Annotated in this window: 15 protein-coding genes and 1 pseudogene; 15 read left to right on the top strand and 1 reads right to left on the bottom strand. The window is 46.5% G+C overall.

Annotated elements, in window-relative coordinates; all coding sequences use genetic code 11:
* The first annotated feature begins 18 nt into the window (after positions 1-18).
* The 15 genes and pseudogenes from GJ688_RS11820 (at position 19) to GJ688_RS11750 (ending at position 18034) form a co-directional block, all read left to right on the top strand.
* Positions 19-1884: a B12-binding domain-containing radical SAM protein gene (locus tag GJ688_RS11820; protein ID WP_170291916.1), complete on the top strand. Its 1866-nt coding sequence runs from the start codon at positions 19-21 to the stop codon at positions 1882-1884.
* Complete coding sequence (locus GJ688_RS11815; protein ID WP_155476760.1) at positions 1881-3866, top strand: glycosyltransferase; 1986 nt, start codon at positions 1881-1883, stop codon at positions 3864-3866. The genes GJ688_RS11820 and GJ688_RS11815 overlap by 4 nt, the downstream gene beginning before the upstream one ends.
* 26 nt (positions 3867-3892) lie before the next feature.
* Complete coding sequence (locus GJ688_RS11810; protein ID WP_155476759.1) at positions 3893-5152, top strand: nucleotide sugar dehydrogenase; 1260 nt, start codon at positions 3893-3895, stop codon at positions 5150-5152.
* Between the two features lie 83 nt (positions 5153-5235).
* Positions 5236-6231, top strand: coding sequence for an NAD-dependent epimerase/dehydratase family protein (locus GJ688_RS11805; protein ID WP_155476758.1), 996 nt, complete (start codon positions 5236-5238; stop codon positions 6229-6231).
* A gap of 9 nt (positions 6232-6240) precedes the next feature.
* Complete coding sequence (locus tag GJ688_RS11800; protein ID WP_155476757.1) at positions 6241-7461, top strand: radical SAM protein; 1221 nt, start codon at positions 6241-6243, stop codon at positions 7459-7461.
* A gap of 33 nt (positions 7462-7494) precedes the next feature.
* A complete protein-coding gene (locus GJ688_RS11795; RefSeq protein ID WP_155476756.1) occupies positions 7495-8049 on the top strand; it encodes an NUDIX hydrolase in 555 nt (184 codons plus the stop codon).
* A 20-nt stretch (positions 8050-8069) separates the two neighbouring features.
* The gene (locus GJ688_RS11790; protein WP_155476755.1) at positions 8070-9452 is read left to right on the top strand and encodes a mannose-1-phosphate guanylyltransferase/mannose-6-phosphate isomerase; all 1383 of its coding nucleotides are present in this window, start codon (positions 8070-8072) and stop codon (positions 9450-9452) included.
* A 28-nt stretch (positions 9453-9480) separates the two neighbouring features.
* Positions 9481-10845 (top strand): phosphohexomutase domain-containing protein, encoded by a 1365-nt coding sequence (locus GJ688_RS11785; protein WP_155476754.1) that lies wholly within the window; start codon positions 9481-9483, stop codon positions 10843-10845.
* Positions 10846-11017: 172 nt separating this feature from the next.
* Complete coding sequence (locus tag GJ688_RS11780) at positions 11018-12004, top strand: glycosyltransferase family 2 protein (RefSeq protein WP_328597362.1); 987 nt, start codon at positions 11018-11020, stop codon at positions 12002-12004.
* A gap of 92 nt (positions 12005-12096) precedes the next feature.
* Entirely contained in the window at positions 12097-12591 is a 495-nt protein-coding gene (locus GJ688_RS11775; protein ID WP_155476753.1) for a hypothetical protein, read from the top strand.
* A gap of 43 nt (positions 12592-12634) precedes the next feature.
* Complete coding sequence (gene glf, locus GJ688_RS11770) at positions 12635-13741, top strand: UDP-galactopyranose mutase (protein ID WP_155476752.1); 1107 nt, start codon at positions 12635-12637, stop codon at positions 13739-13741.
* A complete protein-coding gene (gene pseI, locus GJ688_RS11765; RefSeq protein WP_407928953.1) occupies positions 13741-14850 on the top strand; it encodes a pseudaminic acid synthase in 1110 nt (369 codons plus the stop codon). Before glf ends, pseI begins: the two co-directional genes overlap by 1 nt.
* 94 nt (positions 14851-14944) lie before the next feature.
* The gene (locus GJ688_RS11760; RefSeq protein ID WP_155476750.1) at positions 14945-15940 is read left to right on the top strand and encodes an ATP-grasp domain-containing protein; all 996 of its coding nucleotides are present in this window, start codon (positions 14945-14947) and stop codon (positions 15938-15940) included.
* Positions 15941-15975: 35 nt separating this feature from the next.
* A complete protein-coding gene (locus GJ688_RS11755; protein WP_170291914.1) occupies positions 15976-16917 on the top strand; it encodes a radical SAM protein in 942 nt (313 codons plus the stop codon).
* A gap of 28 nt (positions 16918-16945) precedes the next feature.
* Positions 16946-18034, top strand: a pseudogene (locus GJ688_RS11750) (dTDP-glucose 4,6-dehydratase).
* A gap of 106 nt (positions 18035-18140) precedes the next feature.
* Here GJ688_RS11750 and GJ688_RS11745 read toward each other — a convergent pair.
* Complete coding sequence (locus GJ688_RS11745) at positions 18141-19442, bottom strand: flagellin N-terminal helical domain-containing protein (protein ID WP_155476748.1); 1302 nt, start codon at positions 19440-19442, stop codon at positions 18141-18143.
* Between the last annotated feature and the right edge of the window lie 15 nt (positions 19443-19457).

The following is a 19457-nucleotide window of genomic DNA, read 5'->3' as shown; positions in this document are numbered from 1 at the left end:
GCGGGAAGGGTGTATACATTGCGGGTTCTATTTTCCAATGCGCCTTGGCACAAACAAGCGGAAATCGGTCAGGCAGGATGGCGAGGTGTGCGGGCCGGTTCACGCTGGCCCCATACTTCGCCTTTTTTCGGTGGTGAACTTACGGGGGGATACATTCCTTTTCCTTTCTTTCTTTCTACGGCAGCGGCGATGGCAAAACGTGCTGGCTTGGAGACGTTCATTCGAGACTCCATTGCCATGGGAGAATCTTACGCTGATTTTTTTAATTTTGTTAGGGAATATGATCCTCAAGTAATTATAATGGAGACATCAACCCCTAGTTTGTCGAATGATCTCGCCATTGCACGCCGCTTAAAAAAAGATTTTTCGAAAGCCCTCATTATTTTTTGTGGGGCTCATTTTGAGTTAGAGCAAGAAAAGTTTATTGAATCAAACCGAGATATTGATTTTACAGTTTATGGGGAATATGAAACCGCTCTCGTTGAACTGTTAAACCTCCTACATTCCTGTTTAGTGAACGAATCCTTTTCTCTCAGCGAAAAAGGCGAAATATCAGTCTTGCCGGAAAAGATTGCTTCAATTCCTAATTTAGTTTTTCGTGACGGTGCTGCCGTAAGAAAAACCCTCCATGGAAAACCTGTCGATTTGGCGTCTCTCCCTTGGCCACACAGAGATAGTCTTCCTAATGAAAACTACTTTGATTCAGTTTGCGGTCTTGATCTGCCTCAACTGCAAATTATGACGTCCCGAGGTTGCCCTTACGGTTGTATTTTTTGTGTTTGGCCACAACTAATTTATCGAGGTACTCATTACCGTACGCGCAGTCCTGAAGACGTAGTGAATGAGATTGAAGAGAATCTTCGCCGCTATCCTTATCGGAGCATATATATCGATGATGATACATTTAATATCAATCGTGAACACGTATTGATGATCGCTCGACTCATGAAGCAACGCGGTTTGACGGATGTTCCATGGGGAATAATGGCTCGAGCAGACCGGATGACCGAAAACATGTTGGATGAGTTAAAAGAAGCAGGGCTTTTTAGTGTTAAATATGGTGTGGAATCAGCAGATCAACAGGTACTTAACGATATTGGTAAAAAATTAGATTTGGCGAAAGTAAGTCAAATCATTCGATATACCAAAGAAATCGGCATTAAAGTCCATTTGACCTTTACGTTTGGTTTACCTAGTGATACTGCAGAATCGATTGAGGAGACAATCGCCCTTGCAGCCAGTCTACCTTCAGATTCAGTACAGTTTTCTATTGCAACGCCATTTCCAGGAACTAAGATGTATACCGAGTATGATGCCCGTGGCTGGATTTCAACTAAGAATTGGGATCATTATGACGGCTCTACGCAGGCTGTATCTAGAACAGAACGATTTACAGGCGAACAACTGGAAGGTTATGTACGCAAGGCCTACCGCATCTGGGGCGAGGCGAAGGTGAAGCGTACTCTTTATTCTGACGAATTCAAACAGGCTTTTAAGAACAAGGTGGCCGCAACAGTTGGTCCCGGAGCCAAACTCGTTTTGTTACAATCAGCGAATATCGCTTTAACATGTAACCTTTTGCGTCTGCTTCATGAGGAAATGCCCTATGAAATGCATGTGGTAACTCATGAGCGATTCGCAAAAGAATTTGTATCGATTATTCCTGAAAAACGAGTCCATGTATTTAGGAACACTGGCGATTTCAGTCATGCCTTGTTGCGAGATTTTGCGAAGACATTGCGTGAACAGGAATACCTCGAAGGGACAATTATCCCCTATACAAATCCTACCGGATGTGGTTATGAAGAAGTCGAAAAAGTAGCCCTAGAACTGGCATCAACCATCGTTGCCGGTGTAACCATGGAAGGGAAAATCATTCGATGAAGCGTATTTTGATGGTTGGAGCCTTGTCGATCCAGTATGTAAAAGACAATTGGGTAAAACCTATACGGGAGATGTATGATGCCGCTTGTATTGACGTATCGCCGTTGTTGGCTTCACGTAAAAACGGTTATCATGAGCAATATCTTTTAGAGGTGTTGCGCCGAGGCAATTTTGATGTACTCTTTTTTTATTCCGATGCCGTGAATAAAGACTTCTCTGACGATTTCTTTGGCTATGTCCGAGCAATGGGGGTAAAAATCGTTGCTTTTCATGCGGACGATGAGCCTGAAGTATGGTATCGTCAAAACATTGGACATGATCATCGTTTTGACCTGGTCGCATCTCATTCTCTTCGAGGAGTCCAGCAGCGCTTACATGAAGGGTGGGATAAAAACCGGATTCTTTGGCTTCCTTGGGGATTTAATGAAAACCTTTTTCACCGTGATCAGAATTGGGTCGAACATGAAAACGGGCATTCCAGTGAGGTAAAATACGATATTGTATTTATTGGTACGAATTTGGTGCAAGAACATAATCAGCAGATATATTTAAGAGATGGGTACTCCCGACAGCAAATGCTGACAGATCTTTACTACATCTGTCAGGAACTGAACTTGGAGTTGAAGCTTTTTGGTTTTGGATGGGAGCGCCATCCCGTACTAAAGGAATGTGCGGGCGGTTTGGTAGCGAATGAAGAAATGGCACGCGTTTATCAACAGGCCCGGATTGTATTTAACCCGGGGTTCTCCGCCGACGATGCCATTGATTCTTATCAAACGAAATTACGTCACTTTGAGGTGGCTGGTGCCGGGGCTTTTCAACTGACCAACGAAAATCCGGAATTATCTCGGTTATTTCAACCTGGTAAAGAAATCGTTTTTTTTAGAAATCGTGAAGAGTTAAAGGATAAAATCAATTATTTCATTACCCACGATGAAGAACGTTATCGAATCGCGAAAGCCGCTTATCAGCGAGCTCATGGTGAGCATACAATGGGGCACCGGTTGAGGACGCTTTTTGGTGGAACGGACATCACCGACATAGTGACGCATCAAGAAGTGTTAATCAAGACCATGCGCTTTTCTTCTAAGGAAGAGCTGCGGCGCTGGCTTGATGGAAATAAAGGCACAGTTTCTAAGCAACTGGGACAATTTGCAGCAATTCATTTTATTGTCGGTGATTTTGTTGTAGAAAACCTGGAATACAGCTTTGTACGTAGCCTGTTACAAAAACTACAAAGTGTCTATGTTATCGGTATACGCACTTATCTAGAAGTTGGTGCATTACACGATAACTATGTGCAGCGAAAAAAACAGGATATGCATGGTTTGTTGTTAACTGAAGAGATCGACATTAGTGATATCCCTCGGGAAGTGTCAGAGTATATCCAGTATCAATGTCCCACCTTATCTGAAAAAGGAAAAATTCGACCACTCATTAACTATTTACTTCACCCTTCCGTCGTGGAGCGAGTAGTAGAATCGTTTTTAAATCTGGAACCATCTACGTCTAATGATTTGGGGTTTTACTGCTCCGGAGCGGTAGTCAACGATTTTCAGGCTGGTCCTGCACTGGATATTCCCGATATCCGTACCCCACCCTATGTTTTCCGCCTCCGTAAACTTCTAGAAAAGCTTCAAGTCGATAGACAGCGTCTTCTTATCTATGGAGTAAGAGGGGATATGGCTGATCGGGTTTTTGGACAACTAAAGTTATACCCTAACGTTAATCTAATTGGAGCGGTTGATCGGAACCTACAAGGCCGTATGATTGCCGGAATCCCCATTTATGGTTTTGATGACATTCCTTCATTAAAGCCGGATATGGTCATAATTGCTGCCGAGACGTCCGGGTCGGCAATTTATGAGAGTTTAAAGCCGCTGCAGCACATGGCAGCAGTGGCTCCGTTGTATGATTTGTCTTCACCTATATGGGATGTGCTTCTCCCCTTTTCTACCGGAAAAATGAACTATGGACTATGAAGAAGTAATTGTCAGGAGTGAACAGGATGCCTCATTTTGATTATGATTTAGCGGTGATTGGCATCGGGCGGGTCGGGTTGCCACTGGCGTTGATATTTGCGGATAAGGGCCTTCGTGTCTTGGGTATTGATAGAGATACGCATATTGTTGAATCCATTCGCCAAGGAAAGATGCCTTTTTTCGAAACGGGATGCCAAGAGTTGCTCGACCGTGGTGTTTCAATCGATACAGATTATGACCTTGCTCAGTGTGGGCGAGCTGAAAAAGTGATCATCACCGTAGGTACTCCTTTTATGGAACATATCGAGATGAATCTAGGGCACATTAATCATGTATTGGCCGACGTGATTCCACAGTTACAGCGAGGACAGACGATCGTCTTGCGTAGTACCGTTGCGGTTGGAACGACGGAATTTGTCCAGAAAAGGATCGAAGCGGAACGAGGTTGGAAGACGGGGGAAGATTATTTTCTTGCTTTCGCACCGGAACGAATTCTTGAGGGTAAAGCTCTCGAAGAGATGAGTTCAATTCCTCAAGTTATCGGAACGGCTGAAGAAGGCAGCTTTCAAACGGCAGCCAATTTGTTTTTGAAGATCACTGGAGAGGTTTTTCCAGCAACCTTTCGTGGTGCAGAACTGGTAAAGCTCTTTTGTAATACAGGCCGCTACGTGTATTTTGGCTTAGTCAATTATTTTTTTATGGTAGCCAACAGTTTCGGGGAAGATATTTATGAACTGCTGAATCTGACGAATCATCATTACCCGCGGCCCATTTTTTATGGCCCCGGCTTTACGGCGGGCCCTTGTTTGCGAAAGGATTTTGCCATGATCAGTGAACTGTTTCCACAGTCTGATTTGTTTACGGCTACATGGCGTGTGAACGAGTCAATGCCGAAAGTAATTGTGGAAAAGATTCTCTCTGTTCAATCGATTTACGGATGCAAAGTGGCTGTTTTAGGTTTTACATTTAAGAAAGATAGTGATGATGTTCGAGACAGTTTGGTTCCGAAGCTGGTGCGGTATCTTCTTAAAGAAGTGCCCAGAGAAATTGCTATCGCAGAACCGAACCTATCGATAGGTGATCCACTTGACTGCACCTATCAGATCTTCTCTAACCAATCGGTAGAAACAGCCATCGAAGATTCGAATGTCATTGTTATCGCCAATGCACATACGGCATTTCAGCGTAATTGGGAGAGTTTGAAACAAAGAATACAGCCGGGTACGTTAATTGTAGATATTTGGAATATGACTCAGCAGGGACGCATGTTTTACAGACAAGGGTAATAAAAAGAGCCCGTGCTGCTGAAGGTGTCACCATAAAGTGGAATGCAAAATCATTAAATTATTAGGGTAGGAGTTGTATTATTGTGGGGAAAAATGTACTCGTTTTAGGTGGAGCTGGTTTTATCGGTTCTTATGTCTGTCGTGAACTTCTTGAGAAGGGCTATAAGCTAACGATAGTTGACAACTTTAGTAAATACGGCTTTATACAACATGACTATTTGCGGCACCCGAATGTGCGGCTCTTGGTGAAAGACGTGCGCAATATGTACCCGGTGGAATTTAAGGGTTATGACATCATCCTTTGTCTCGCTGCGTTGATTGGAGGTATTAAATATTTCCATAAAATTCCCTATCAGATTGCTCGTGATAATAATGAGCTTCTTGCGTACGCGATCGACTGTACGCTAGCCTCTTCCCCAGAAGCAGTCTTTGTCTATTTTTCTTCTTCCATGGTCTACGAGCGTGTTCAGCATCCTGTGACTGAAGCAGACGCCTATCAGCAACTTGTTCCCTTTACGAATTATGGTATGCAAAAACTCTATGGAGAGTACATGGTGCGGGGAGCTGAGCAGGAACTCGGATTACGCTACCTAATTGTTCGTCCCTTCAATGCGGTAGGGAGTGGCGAACTACCTGCTGTCGATTCAAAAGGTGAACTTGAATTCGGAATGGCTCATGTTATTCCTGATTTCGTCTACAAGGCGATGGTGCGGCAAAGCCCCTTTGAAATCCTCGGGGACGGTGAGCAGGTGCGTACCTTTACTCATGCCCGCGATGTGGCTGAAGCGTTACAACTGGCGTTAGCAAAAGGGATTGTTAACGAAGATTTTAACTTTTGCGGGCTCAATACCTTTAAGGTAAGTGACTTGGCGTTGCGAATCTGGGAAAAAGTCAACGGGGAAATCCCCTTCCCAGGCTTTAAACACTTGTCTGCCCCAGAAGCGGATGTACGTTTCCGCGTTGGTGTCTCAGAGAAAGCCCAAGCAATACTTGGATGGACACCTAAATATGATATGGATTATATTCTAGATGATACGATTCGCTTTATTAAGGACAACTTCCAAGCGGTTCGTCGGTAAGGAGGGGCTATGCGCTACCTCCTCTATGGTTCTCAGGGGTTCGCTGAACATGTAGTTGACGCTTTGACAGAAAAAAATGAACAATTTGCATCATTGACGGACCGTTCTCAGATAACGGCAATTGTCGATCATGAGCTTTCCCAGTTGGGAAGACAGGTTCGAGAGTTTACCGTTCAAGAAGCTACCCCAAGACTTTTACGGGATATTCCCTTTGATAAGGTGATTATCGCTACGTTAGATTATCCCAAAGCAATTGAGCAGTTACAGCATTCTGGTTGTACTATGGATAAAATTGAGACGAATCTTTTTTGGGAGCCCTTTTTTCTCCAAATGGAACCGACAACATACTGTAACTACTCCTGTGGGTCTTGTAGCCGGAGTATGCTTCCCCCGGGACGTGCAAACCACCATTTGAATATGGAAGACTTTTATTCCGTTATGGGCCAATTTCCCCGGGTAAAGCGAGTTCAGTTGCAAGGACTTGGTGAGCCTCTGTTGAATCCGTCACTGTCGCGGATGGTAAAGTATCTCAGGGAGAGAAACATAAATACTTCAATAACGACCAACGGGAGTATTAAAATCCAACGGGAAATGTTAGATCACTTGGATAAACTCATTTTTTCGATTGATTCGACTGAACCGGAACGATTTCAACAGTTGCGCCCCGGTGGGAATTGGACGAAAATACGAGCGCATATCGCCGAAGCTTGGGCATATCGCCAGAAACAGTCTGAAAGGCCGCTACGGCTAGTCTATAACTTTGTGGTCAGTGCGGGTAATCACGATGATATGGACGGTCTCTGTTACTTTGCTACGCAACTTCCACCGGATGAAGTTCATATTCATTTGGCAGAAAACTGGCTGATTTCCAGTCAGGAAGGATATAAAAATTCCCGATTTTTCGCTGAGGCGGCTTTTGCGATAGAAGAACAAGTAATTGATAAAGTAGAAACCCTTCGTAGCCTTTTGGGGCAGATCGGAGTTACAGTAACCTATACAGGAGGGCAAAGACGAAAAGAGGCCTGTTGGTGGCCTTTTGCAGGTATTTTTATTTCTTGTGATGGGTATGTAACACCCTGTTGCATCCGGATGCATCCCGAAGTATTTCATCTTGGGAATGGATTGTCGGGAGATTTTCGTCAAATTTGGTTCGGGGAGAAATATCAATCCTTTCGTCAGGGCATGGTATCTTCTTCAGAGAATGGGATATGTGACGATTGCCCGCGGTGAAATGAGAGATTATATTCTCGGGGAGGAAACATAGTGACCATTCAGCGCTGGAGCAAGGGTAAATCAGAAACGGTAATTCGAAATCAATGGATTAACCTTACTTCTAACGAATTTTTTAATGATGGTGTTAAAATCGCTCCCTATTATTTGTTTCATTATCCCGACTGGGTGGTTGTGGTGCCCGTAACCAAACAAGGAAAGATTGTTCTTGTTCGGCAGTATCGTCCAGGAATCGATCAGGTTGACTGGGAACTCCCTTCCGGTGCGATGGATAAAAGGGATGATTCACCTGAAGCGGCGGCGGTCCGTGAGTTGCGAGAAGAGACCGGATACGCTGGCGTAGAAGCTGAATTTATCGCTTCGTTGACCGTCCACCCATCGGCTTTTTGCAATCGCTGTTATATTTTTTTGGTACAGGAATCAGAAAAAGTTAGTGAACCGCAGCCAGATGAGACAGAATGGATTGAATCAGCTGAATTTACCTGGAGTCAGTTAGAGGATATGATTATGCAATCTGAATTTATTATGGCGCCCCATATCGGTGCACTTTATCAAACTCGATTAAAATTCCCAAAGATTTTTGTATAAGCAAAAGGTGATACCGAACGATGAAAGTGATTATCCTTGCTGGTGGCGGCGGAACCCGCTTATTTCCCTTGTCCAGGCAGGACTACCCCAAGCAATTTCTCCAAATTAACGGGGACTGTTCTTTATTGGGACAGACAGTGACACGTTTTCTTCGTACTCTGCCCCCGGAAGATATCATTGTAGTGACAAACCAGTCTTATTTTCACCATGTGCAGATGGAGCTTCGTAGACTTGGTGCCGGCAGAGCGCATATCATTTTAGAACCTTCAGCTCGGAATACTGCGCCTGCGATTGCCTTGAGTGCCTGTTACTGCTTAGATGTAATCGGCTGTGATGCAGATGAAGTTCTTTTTGTGGCTCCTTCGGATCACCTTGTGTGGGCAGAGGCAGAATATATTGAACAAGTAAACGTAGCAGTGCAGATGTCCCGGTTAGGGCGGATCGTTACTTTTGGCATTGAACCCGATCGACCGGAGACAGGTTATGGTTATATCCAAGCAGGAGCACCTTGGGAACAGGGTTTTTTGGTACAGCAGTTCATTGAAAAACCGGACATGGACCGGGCAGAAGCTTTTTTGACTGAAGGTGGTTACTACTGGAACTCAGGGATGTACGCATTCACCATTGGCTGTCTGATGGAGGAAATGAGTAAACATCAGCCGATGCTCGCTGAATTAGCCCGGTTGCCTTTCAATGATTTATTGTCTCGTTTTAACGATGCGCCAGCCCTATCGATTGACCATGCAGTGGCAGAGAAATCAGACCGTGTTGCGGTCATTCCCTTCGGAATTTATTGGAGTGACATTGGCTCTTGGGATGCTATTTTCGAGGCACTTCCGAAAGATAATCACGGGAATGTTGTGCAAGGGGACTGTTTGACATTAAACTGCCGTGAATCGCTGCTGATGAGCCATGATCGACTGCTCGTGGGACTCGGTCTGGAAGATACCTTGGTGGTGGAAACGCAGGATGTAATTGTCGTTGCCCGTCGTGGCGAGTCTCAGAAGATTAAAGATGTGGTTGAACGGTTGAAAACAGAACGGCGGCGGGAAGCCCTGGAGCACCCCACCCAATATCGGCCTTGGGGTAGTTTCACCATTTTGGCGCAAGCACCGGGATACAAAGTAAAGCGAATAACTGTTTTTCCGGGGCAGCGGTTGAGCTTGCAGATGCATTACCATCGTTCAGAGCATTGGATTGTTCTAGAAGGTACGGCTCGGGTGGAGATTGGTGGACAGGAGCAGATGATCCATGAGAATGAGAGTGTCTTTGTTCCCAAGTCCACGCAGCATCGACTAGAGAATCCCGGGAAAATCCCATTGGTCATCATCGAAGTACAAAACGGTATGTATCTGGAGGAAGATGACATCGTTCGATTTGGTGATGAGTATGGAAGGTACTAGGGGAAGTTAAGTAAGAGGTTGAGGATTGATGATTCAAGGGAATCCTTTTAAGGCCTATGACATTCGTGGTCGTGTTCCAGAAGAATTAGATGAAGAACGAGCCTACCGGATTGGGCGGGCCTATGCCCAGTTGTTTCAACCGAAGAAGGTGGTGGTTGGCTATGATGTCCGTCCGTCTAGTCCTATGTTGGCCAATGCGCTGACTAAAGGACTTAACGAGGGCGGTTGTGATGTCATTCAGGTGGGGCTTTGCGGAACCGAACAAATCTATTTTGCCGTATTCCACTGGAATCTGGACGGCGGGATTATGGTTACTGCTAGCCATAATCCTGCCGGGTATAATGGCATGAAGCTCGTTCTGTCTGGTGCGAGACCGGTGAGCGGTGATAGTGGCTTACGAGATATTGAGGCACTCGTAATGAATAGAGATACTGTTTTTGAACACGGTAACGTTCAAGGAAAACAAACACACCATGTTAATCTTGTAACTGCTTATGTTGAACATCTCCTTTCCTATATTGAACGTTCCTGTCTCAAGCCGCTGAACGTAGTCGTTAATCCAGGCAACGGATGTGCGGGACCGATCATTGATGCACTGGAACCGCATTTGCCGATTCGATTTATGAAAGTTAACAGTGAACCGGATGGTTCCTTCCCGAACGGAATTCCCAATCCATTGCTTCCAGAAAACCGAGAAGTGACTGCCCGGGCGGTACGGGAGTCTGGAGCGGATGTAGGGATAGCTTGGGACGGGGATTTCGATCGCTGCTTTTTCTTTGATGAAAAGGGACGATTTATTGAAGGATACTATCTCGTTGGTCTTTTTGGTCGAGTCTTTGCCCAGCGGTACGGCGGGGCAAAGATTATTCATGACCCACGACTGACTTGGAATACCCAGGAGATGGTCATAACTGCAGGAGGCATTCCCGTTCAAAGTAAAACGGGTCATGCCTTTATCAAAGAGCGCATGCGGCTGGAAGATGCCGTCTATGGTGGTGAAATGTCGGCCCACCATTATTTCCGCGATTTTAGTTATTGTGACAGTGGGATGATTCCTTGGCTAATCCTGTTGGAAATTATGTGCCGGGAGAACAAGTCGCTGTCAGCGCTAATCGAGGATCGGATGGATCTTTTCCCTTGTAGCGGGGAAATCAATCGTAAGATAAACGAACCCGAGGCGGTGCTGATGGCAGTGGCAAGCGCATTTTCTATCGGTGGAGTGATGGACAAGACTGACGGTCTGAGCGTAGAACATGCAGACTGGCGGTTTAACTTGCGTGCATCCAATACAGAACCACTGCTTCGCTTGAACGTGGAGACCCGGGGTGACAAAGCTTTGCTGAAAACGAAAACGGCGGAACTGCTGACATTTATTGAATCATTAGGTTCATAGAGAGCTATTCTAGAAAACAGCCAGGTGTTTCGGTAACACTTGGCTGTTTTGCCGGTACGGCATTATCTCTAAGGTTTTTAGTGGGGTTTAACGATAATAAAAAATAGAGGTAGAACACCGTTTCATGTATTGTTAATATATCCTTGAATTAGTAGTGCCTGGAGGCGTTTATGTGGACATTGTATCGGTTGTTATCCTAAACTGGAACCGTCGAAATGACTTGCGAGAAGGGTTGATTCGTCTTCGGGAACAATCGTACCAGCCCTTAGAAATTATAGTCGTCGATAACGGTTCTACCGATGACAGTGTGGAAATGGTCAAAAGGGATTTTCCAGAGGTTCATGTTATAGAGACAGGAGAGAATCTCGGTGTAGAAGCCTATAACCGCGGATTTCTTCACGCAACTGGCGAGTATATAGTGATTCTCGATGACGATTCCTTTCCGGCAGTCGATGCCATCGGAAAGATGGTGGAGCAGTTCCGGCGCGATCCCCAGCTCGGTGTTGTCGCCTTCGATGTGCGAAGCTATGGGCAGTTTGAGGAATGGCAGCGGAAGCGTCATGAAGACATCTCTAAAACGACACAAGCAAAGATATCAAAATCACTACAGGAGAAACTATCCGTACCTGAATGCGATATGAGTAATAAAGAGAAACTAAGCACTTCGGCCAGCGATGACACAGAACCAGTGGAATATTACATGAGTTTTAATGGTGCTGGAGCTGGTATACGTAGGGAACTGCTGAATCGAGTCGGTGGGTATCCTGGGGAATTCTTTTTATATATGAATGAAACCGATCTGGCTTTTCGAATCTGGAATGCCGGTTATAAGATTAAGTTTTTTCCAGACATTGTGGCCTATCATAAGGCTTCTCCGACGAACCGGCAGTCCTGGCGTGCGCCTCTTTACTATACTCGGAATCTTTTTTGGCTGGTTTGGAAACATCAACCGGCACCTTATGTCTTTACCTTGACCTTTCAGCTTTTGTATTATTGTTTTTATTTTGCCATGGAACAAAAGGCATCGGTCTATCTAAAGGCGGCTTGGGCGGCTTTTCGCCAGATGGGAATGATTTTGGAATTGCGTAAGCCCGTTCAGGATCATGTAGCCCGGAATATGCGTGTACCATACCGAGTGAATTTTACCTTTTATCGGTAGTTTATGCTTGTTTCCTTTGATGAAGAAAATAGTGTCATCAAGTATTAAGTGTTCCTGTGGAAAGTGGAAGCTGTTTGTACAGGAGATTTGGGATGAATAAAGAAAATAAAAAATGGTGCTTGCTGATTCGTTCCGTTCCCTTTCAACAACTCGATAAAATCGTCCCCAAGGTCAAGGAAAAGTTTCCCGAAGTGCAGCTCGCCGTATTGACTCATCGCCATGGAGTGGAGATGGCCTCGAAATATCAGGAAGTCGATGAGGTTATCCCTTATCTAGAGACAGGCAGTTTTGATCGCTCCCGTCTCCCGGAAGCGGTACGAAGCCGGTCATGGGACGCTGTGATAGCACCTGTTGCCAACGAAAGCGGGAGCGGGTTTCACAATGTTTTGCATTGTGCGTTAGCTGTTCCGGCGAAACAACATTGGATGGTTAATTTACCCGGTGAGATGACACCGATTCAATCGAGCAAGATCTTGTGGCAAACCTTGCGCAATGGATTTTATGCCTTTGTCGCAGTGTTGGCGGCGTCTGTCCTCTGGTTGCCTTGGGTGGTTGCCTTTTCTTTATATCCTCGCCGTGGGGAATAAAAATACTGGACAGGTGAATCCAGACTTATATGGGGCGTGACAAATGTTCGATTATTTGATTGTCGGTGCTGGACTTGCCGGTTCTACATTAGCAGAGCGTCTGGCCTCTGAAAAAAATGCCAAAGTACTTGTCGTGGATAGGCGTTCCCATGTGGCTGGGAACGCCTATGACTGCTATGACGACAGTGGAGTATTGGTCCACCGCTACGGTGCGCACCTTTTTCACACCAATGACCGAGAAGTGTATCTCTATTTATCTCAGTTTACAGATTGGCATCACTACATTCACAGAGTACTTTCGTGGGTCGACGGGCAGCAACTTCCCTTTCCGATTAATCTGGATACTCTCAATCAGTTGTATGGGCTTTCGCTGACCGAAGAGACGATGAAACTCTTCCTGGATGAGCGAGCTGAGGCACAAGAGATCAAAAATTCCGAGAATGTCATCGTCGGTCAGGTCGGTAAAGAACTGTATGAAAAGTTTTTTGCCAATTATACGCGCAAACAGTGGGGTTTATCTGCTGCTGAACTGGAACCGGAAGTCTGTGCCCGTATTCCTGTGAGGTTTAACCGGGACTCCAGGTATTTTACCGATGTCTACCAGGGGATGCCAAAACAGGGCTATTCGCGTATGATCGAGCGGATGCTACAGCATCCGAATATCAAGCTGATGTTGCAAACCGATTTTACCGAGATTCGTCACCTTATTCCTTATAAACAACTGATTTACACCGGTCCAATTGACGAGTACTTCAATTATGCCTACGGGCGTTTACCCTACCGGTCTTTGCGGTTTGAATTTGAGACGCTAGCGCAGGAATCTTTTCAGCCGGCTTGCGTCGTCAACTATCCCAACGAATTTGACTTTACTCGAATCTTAGAGATGAAGCATGCGACCGGCCAGAAGTGTGAAGTCACGACGATTGTTCGAGAATATCCCGTCGCTGAGGGAGAGCCATACTATCCGGTCCCGGCAAAGAAAAACCGTGAGTTGTACCAGCGGTATGCCGAGGAGGCTGCCAAGATGGACAAGGTATACTTTGTGGGCAGATTGGCGCAATATCGTTATTTGAACATGGATCAGGTCGTCAGAGAAGCGTTAGACCTATTTGCACGGCTCCGATCGCAGGATATAACAAGGAGGATATGATGAGAGGCTTTACAGTCGCTGGATATCGAATCGGCCCTGACGCACCTCCGCTGATCGTTGCAGAAATGTCTGGAAACCATAATCAATCCTTAGAGCGGGCACTGCAGATTGTTGAAGCAGCCGCGAAGGCAGGGGCCCATGCTCTTAAACTGCAAACATATACCGCCGATACGATGACGCTGGACGTACCGGAAGAGACATCGCAAGGTGAGTTCTATATTGATGATCCGACGAGTCTTTGGAAAGGCAGAACATTGTATGATCTTTATTGTGAAGCTTATACTCCCTGGGAATGGCACGAGCCGATCTTTAAACGCTGCCGGGAATTAGGGATGATCGGCTTCAGTACGCCTTTTGATACCACTGCCGTTGACTTTTTAGAGTCTTTACAGGTTCCTTTGTATAAGATCGCTTCCTTTGAAATCACCGATTTGCCGCTGCTTGCTCGGGTTGCAGCCACAGGTAAGCCACTCATTTTATCTACCGGTATGGCAAGCGTAGCAGAGATTGATGAAGCGGTGCAGGTGATTCGTGATGCGGGGTGCCAAAACTTAGTCCTGCTTAAGTGCACGAGCAGCTACCCGGCTTCTCCTGCATCGAGCCACCTCAAAACCATCCCCCATCTTCAGTCGATGTTCGGCACGACAGAGATGGGAAACGACGATAAGGCGATGACGGTTCAAGTGGGGCTATCTGATCATACGATGGGGATCGGTGTATCGGTAGCGGCTGTGGCCTTAGGGGCTACGGTGATTGAGAAGCACTTTACCTTATGCCGGTCCGACGGGGGTGTCGATGCGGCCTTTTCTTTAGAGCCTTCTGAACTGGCATCGCTGGTGCAGGAAACCAAACGAGCTTGGCAGGCTTTGGGGCAGGTTTGGTACGGGCCGCTTCATGGAGAGGAGACATCACAAAAACACCGGCGTTCACTTTATATTGCCGCAGATATGCGTACCGGCGATGTGTTGACACCAGAAAATTTGCGGTCGATTCGTCCCGGTTTGGGTTTGTCTCCGAAATACTATGATCAATTATTAGGCTGTCAGGTTCTTAAGGATGTGGCGAAAGGGACGCCGGTGACTTGGGATTTGTTGATACCAAAAAAGTAAGAGTTGCTTCGCTTCAAAACGAATTCAAACGGTAATATAAAGAAAAAAAGCATGGAAAATCGTATAACCGGCAGAGGAGAAAAGATAAAAAATATTGATTAGCGAGAAGGTGGCAGAAATAGCGGCAATTACTGTGGCATTTTTGGCTGTGGGGCGCCGGGTGGCCCTTTTGCGTGCCTTTCGCGAAGAATTAGATCGGTTTGGCGGTAAGTTGCTTGGTGCAGATGTCAATCGGCTGGTTCCGGCCGCTGCTGTTTGCCATGATTTTCGGCAAATCGGACGGTGGGATGCAGACGGATATGGCGATGACCTCATTCATTGGTGTCAGCAACAGCGAGTAGATCTGCTGATCTCTCTTTGGGAGCCGGAGTTTTTTCGTTTGTCAACATTGAGGCCTGACTTGACGAAGGTGGGCACGAAGCTGTTGCTTTCTGAAAAGCCGGTGTTGGATGTCTGTATGGACAAGCTAGCTTTTTCCCGATGGTGTGGGAAAGAAGGTTTTGCCACACCGAACCTTTGGGATGCTACTGACTGGCATCGCTGGAACGGCGAGGTACCGCTTTTTATCAAGCCGCGACGGGGCATGGGCAGTAAATCGGCATGCCCTGTAAAAGAGCCTGTAGATTTAGAGCCGTATGCTAACCATCCAGATGCTTGGATCCTGCAAGAGTTCATCGATGGAAAAGAGTATACTTTCGACGCCTTCCTCGATGCTCAGGGACGGGTCATCGAGGTAGTGATGCGCGAACGGGTAGAGGTTCGAGCCGGTGAGGTTATTAAAAGTAGAACTGTGTTCTTTCCAGAACCCTGGCAGGAAACTTGCCGTCTTTGTAGTTTGCTAGGGAAGATGGGGGCGATTGGCCCATTGACAGTTCAGGGATTTATCCGGCAAAGCGATGGGGCTTTCTTTTTTACGGAGGTGAATCCACGTTTCGGTGGCGGCGTGCCATTGGCGATCCAGGCCGGTGCCCTTCATCCGCGCTGGTTGATACAAATGGTAGAGGATAGGATGATCGAACATGTGCCGGGAAGCTATCAAAAGAATCTTTGGATGCTCCGTTATGATGATGCCGTGTTTGTCGTGGAATAGTTCGGTGAACGGGGAGTTGGTAAGGAGTGATGTCGATGAATCTAGCCGATGGGCCGGTCCATGCCCATATCGAACCGACGACGATCTGTAACCTTCGTTGTCATAGTTGTATTAATCATGCGCTCCCCAAAGCACGGCGAGGCGTGATGTCCCTCGAAGATTATAAGCGTGTTCTGGATGCCATCCCGACTTTGAACGACGTTAGCCTTATCGGTCTTGGCGAGCCCTTTACGCACCCCGATATTCTACAGATGGCTTTGGAAACGCGGTCAAGAAATATTGTAGTTCGTACAGTGACGAATGGAATGTTGCTCCAACGCTTTGATCGCCAACTGATTTTAGAGAGCTTTGATGAACTGGTCTTTTCCATCGATGGGGCTAGTCCGATGGTCTTGGAGTCGTTGCGTGAGGGAAGCGATTGGGAGTTATTCATAGAAAACTTGTCAGCCTTACATGAAACTAAGAAACAAAAGAAGCTGAAGACTCCAATTACTTCGAATACGGTTTTATCTGATAAAAATTTGGGAGAAGTACCAGGTATTTTTGAGTTGGCTCTTCGTTTTGGATTCAGCAAACTGCGCTTTGTTTTCGCAGTGGATACAGTGGGGACCGATACGGGTTCGACCAATATGCAGGAAAAGCGCAAGGACATTGAAGCGTTAAAAATCAGAGATGAAAAGTTGGAATCCGAACTACGGGAGCAAATCGAATCGTTGAGCCGTAAATACGGTCTACCAGCTTCTTTTTCAGGATCGCAGCCCTACGCTCCGAATTGTTGGTGGCCCATTCGTGGAGTCTACGTGACTTTTGACGGTTTTGTTACGCCGTGCTGCCTGCGCATGGATCCGGAGGTTATCCATTTTGGTAATTTATTTAACGAATCCTTTTTATCCATCTGGAATGGGGAGAGGTATCGAGGTTTTCGCCAGACCTTTCAAGAAAAACAGGTTCCGGCGATTTGCCGCTCTTGTCCGTAATACCACGAAGAAGGAGGTAAAATAACCTATGAATATACTCGTTACCGGAGGAGCCGGTTTTATCGGACGGTGGGTGGTTTTGCAACTGCTTCGTATGGGCCATCACGTATGGGTGGTTGACGACTTGAGCAATGGTCGTGCTGAGAATTTGGAGTTTACCGCCGATGAACTCGGGTGGACAGACGGTCCTGTAGGTGCTTTCTGTACTGGGATTAATGTGGGAAAGTTAACCTTTGAAGTCGGCGATATTTGTGATACCAGTCTGTTGCGAAAGTGGTTTGAAGATTACCGCTTTCAGTTGTGCTATCATTTGGCTGCAGAGATCAATGTCCAAAAGAGTATTGATTTCCCGCAAGACACATTCCGGCGAGACGTGGAGGGTACCTTTGGATTGCTCGAACTGTGCCGGGCCTTTCAGTGCCGCTTTGTTTTCATGAGCACCTGTATGGTCTATGCACCATTTGACATAACTCTGTCGGCGATAGACTCGACGACGAGTTGTGGCGGCGATAAGGAGGCTACCAACCGATGCCAGAAGGTCTCCGAAAAGTGAGCATGGGGAATCGATGAACATCACCCTGTACTGCCGGCCTCGCCTTATGCCGGGGCAAAGCTATCCGGAGAGCATTTGGCCATGTCTTACTATCATGCCTATGGGTTGCCAGTGACGGTGATTCGCCCTTTTAACACCTATGGACCTTACCAAAAGACGAACGGTGAAGGCGGAGTTGTCGCTATTTTTGTGGAACGGGCGCTGCGTGGTGAGCCGATTGGTATTTTTGGGGAAGGGACACAGACGCGAGACTTGCTCTATGTAGAAGATTGCGCTCGTTTTGTTATTGCGGCAGGGATGGATGACGCTGTCTTAGGTAAAACATTGAACGCTGGCTCCGGTCGGGATGTTTCGATCAATGATCTGGCATACTTGGTCGGAGATGTTGTCAAGGCAGGAGCGGCTTTTCGCGTGGAGCACGTAGCTCACCCTCATCCACAGAGTGAGATCCACCGGCTTCTTTGTGATTATCGGGAAGCAAAGCGATTGTTAGGCTGGGAACCGCGCATATCTTTAGAAGAGGGAATTGCCCGAACTGCGGAATGGGTACGCCGGAAGAAGTAAAATCGAGCTGTAACGGTCGCCTTTAGATGAAATGTATAAACATGGCAAAAAGCCCCCGGTAGACTCTAGAACAGAGCTCCCGGGGGCTTTTGAGTTATACCGGCTTCTATTTCAACAGTTGCAGGATACCCTGCGGTAATTGGTTCGCTTGTGCCAGCATCGCTGTCGCCGACTGAGTAATGATATTTTGTTTCGTGAATTCGGTCATTTCCATAGCCATGTCCGTGTCACGGATGCGTGATTCAGCCGCAGTGAGGCTTTCGTTGGCCACTTTCAGGTTATTGATGGTGTATTCGAGGCGGTTTTGGAAGGCACCGAGTTTAGAACGCTCTTTTGAGATTTTCGCAATGGCTTCATCAAATACTTTGATGGCGACATTGGCATCTTGTTGCGTATTGATTTTTATACTGAACTCTGCCCCTGAGTAACTCTTTAACCCGAGGGCGGCGGAGGTAACGTCACCGATTTCCAAACCGAGGTGCTGGTTGGTGTTCGGGCCAATTTGCAACGTTGCGTCACCAGGTGGACGACTAACCAAGGCTTGGCGAGTTTCATGGAACGACGATAGGGCATCGGTAGCTGGTGTTTTCATGATTCCCTGTGCATCTCGGAAGGTAAAGGTAATGCCGTACACAGCTTTGGCATAGCCCCCGCTAAGCGCAGTAAAATTGAGTTTCGTTCCGCTTACTGTGAGTTTAAAGTACCCGCTGACATTTCCACAAGAAGCACCGTTCATGTCTTTGACAGCAACAGCACCGATAACATCATTAAAAGTTGTGCTGTTCGTAATTTTAATTCCACTTGTTTGCAATAGTTTTCCGTTGACAACGAAGCTTAACTGAACTGTATCACCGGAGACGACCCCAAATTTGTTCCCTGCCCGGTCTGCCAAATTAATCAAATCAGCGCTAGCATTAAAGGCGCTCCCCATAGATGTGACTAAACTGTTCGTCTGAATATTAGCGACAGCCCCAGAGACAGCACGGCCCATATTACCGTTTAACAGTTTTCTGGTGTTAAACTCCGTATGCCCGGCAACACGGTCAATTTCTTTAATTAACTCGTCCACTTCATCTTGGAGGGCGTTGCGATCTTGTTCGGTGTAAATCCCGTTAGCCGATTGCACAGACAGTTCACGCATGCGCTGGAGCATTTCGTGAACCGAATCAAGCGCGGCTTCGGCTGTTTGAATCAGCGAAACACCGTCGAGACCGTTACGCTCCGCTACAGTAAGGCCACGAATTTGTGAACGCATACGTTCAGAGATAGCCAATCCTGCCGCATCGTCAGAGGCACGGTTGATTCGCAAGCCCGAAGATAGTTTTTCCATATGTTTGGATACGGCGTTTTGGTTATTTGATAGTTGTCGATACGCATTTAAAGCTTGGATATTATGGTTAATTCGCATTCTCATCTCTCCCCG

This window comes from Heliobacterium mobile, assembly GCF_009720735.1.
Lineage (GTDB): Bacteria > Bacillota > Desulfitobacteriia > Heliobacteriales > Heliobacteriaceae > Heliobacterium > Heliobacterium mobile.
The sequence above is the reverse complement of the archived record's forward strand: the minus strand, read 5'-3'. Positions and strand labels throughout refer to the sequence as shown.

Excerpts from the sequence above, each read along its gene's own strand:
- GJ688_RS11810 (WP_155476759.1), top strand. The coding sequence starts at position 3,893 with ATGCCTCATTTTGATTATGATTTAGCGGTGATTGGCATCGGGCGGGTC.
- GJ688_RS11815 (WP_155476760.1), top strand. The coding sequence starts at position 1,881 with ATGAAGCGTATTTTGATGGTTGGAGCCTTGTCGATCCAGTATGTAAAA.
- GJ688_RS11800 (WP_155476757.1), top strand. The coding sequence starts at position 6,241 with ATGCGCTACCTCCTCTATGGTTCTCAGGGGTTCGCTGAACATGTAGTT.
- glf (WP_155476752.1), top strand. The coding sequence starts at position 12,635 with ATGTTCGATTATTTGATTGTCGGTGCTGGACTTGCCGGTTCTACATTA.
- GJ688_RS11755 (WP_170291914.1), top strand. The coding sequence starts at position 15,976 with ATGAATCTAGCCGATGGGCCGGTCCATGCCCATATCGAACCGACGACG.
- pseI (WP_407928953.1), top strand. The coding sequence starts at position 13,741 with ATGAGAGGCTTTACAGTCGCTGGATATCGAATCGGCCCTGACGCACCT.
- GJ688_RS11745 (WP_155476748.1), bottom strand. The coding sequence starts at position 19,442 with ATGCGAATTAACCATAATATCCAAGCTTTAAATGCGTATCGACAACTA.
- GJ688_RS11775 (WP_155476753.1), top strand. The coding sequence starts at position 12,097 with ATGAATAAAGAAAATAAAAAATGGTGCTTGCTGATTCGTTCCGTTCCC.
- GJ688_RS11790 (WP_155476755.1), top strand. The coding sequence starts at position 8,070 with ATGAAAGTGATTATCCTTGCTGGTGGCGGCGGAACCCGCTTATTTCCC.
- GJ688_RS11785 (WP_155476754.1), top strand. The coding sequence starts at position 9,481 with ATGATTCAAGGGAATCCTTTTAAGGCCTATGACATTCGTGGTCGTGTT.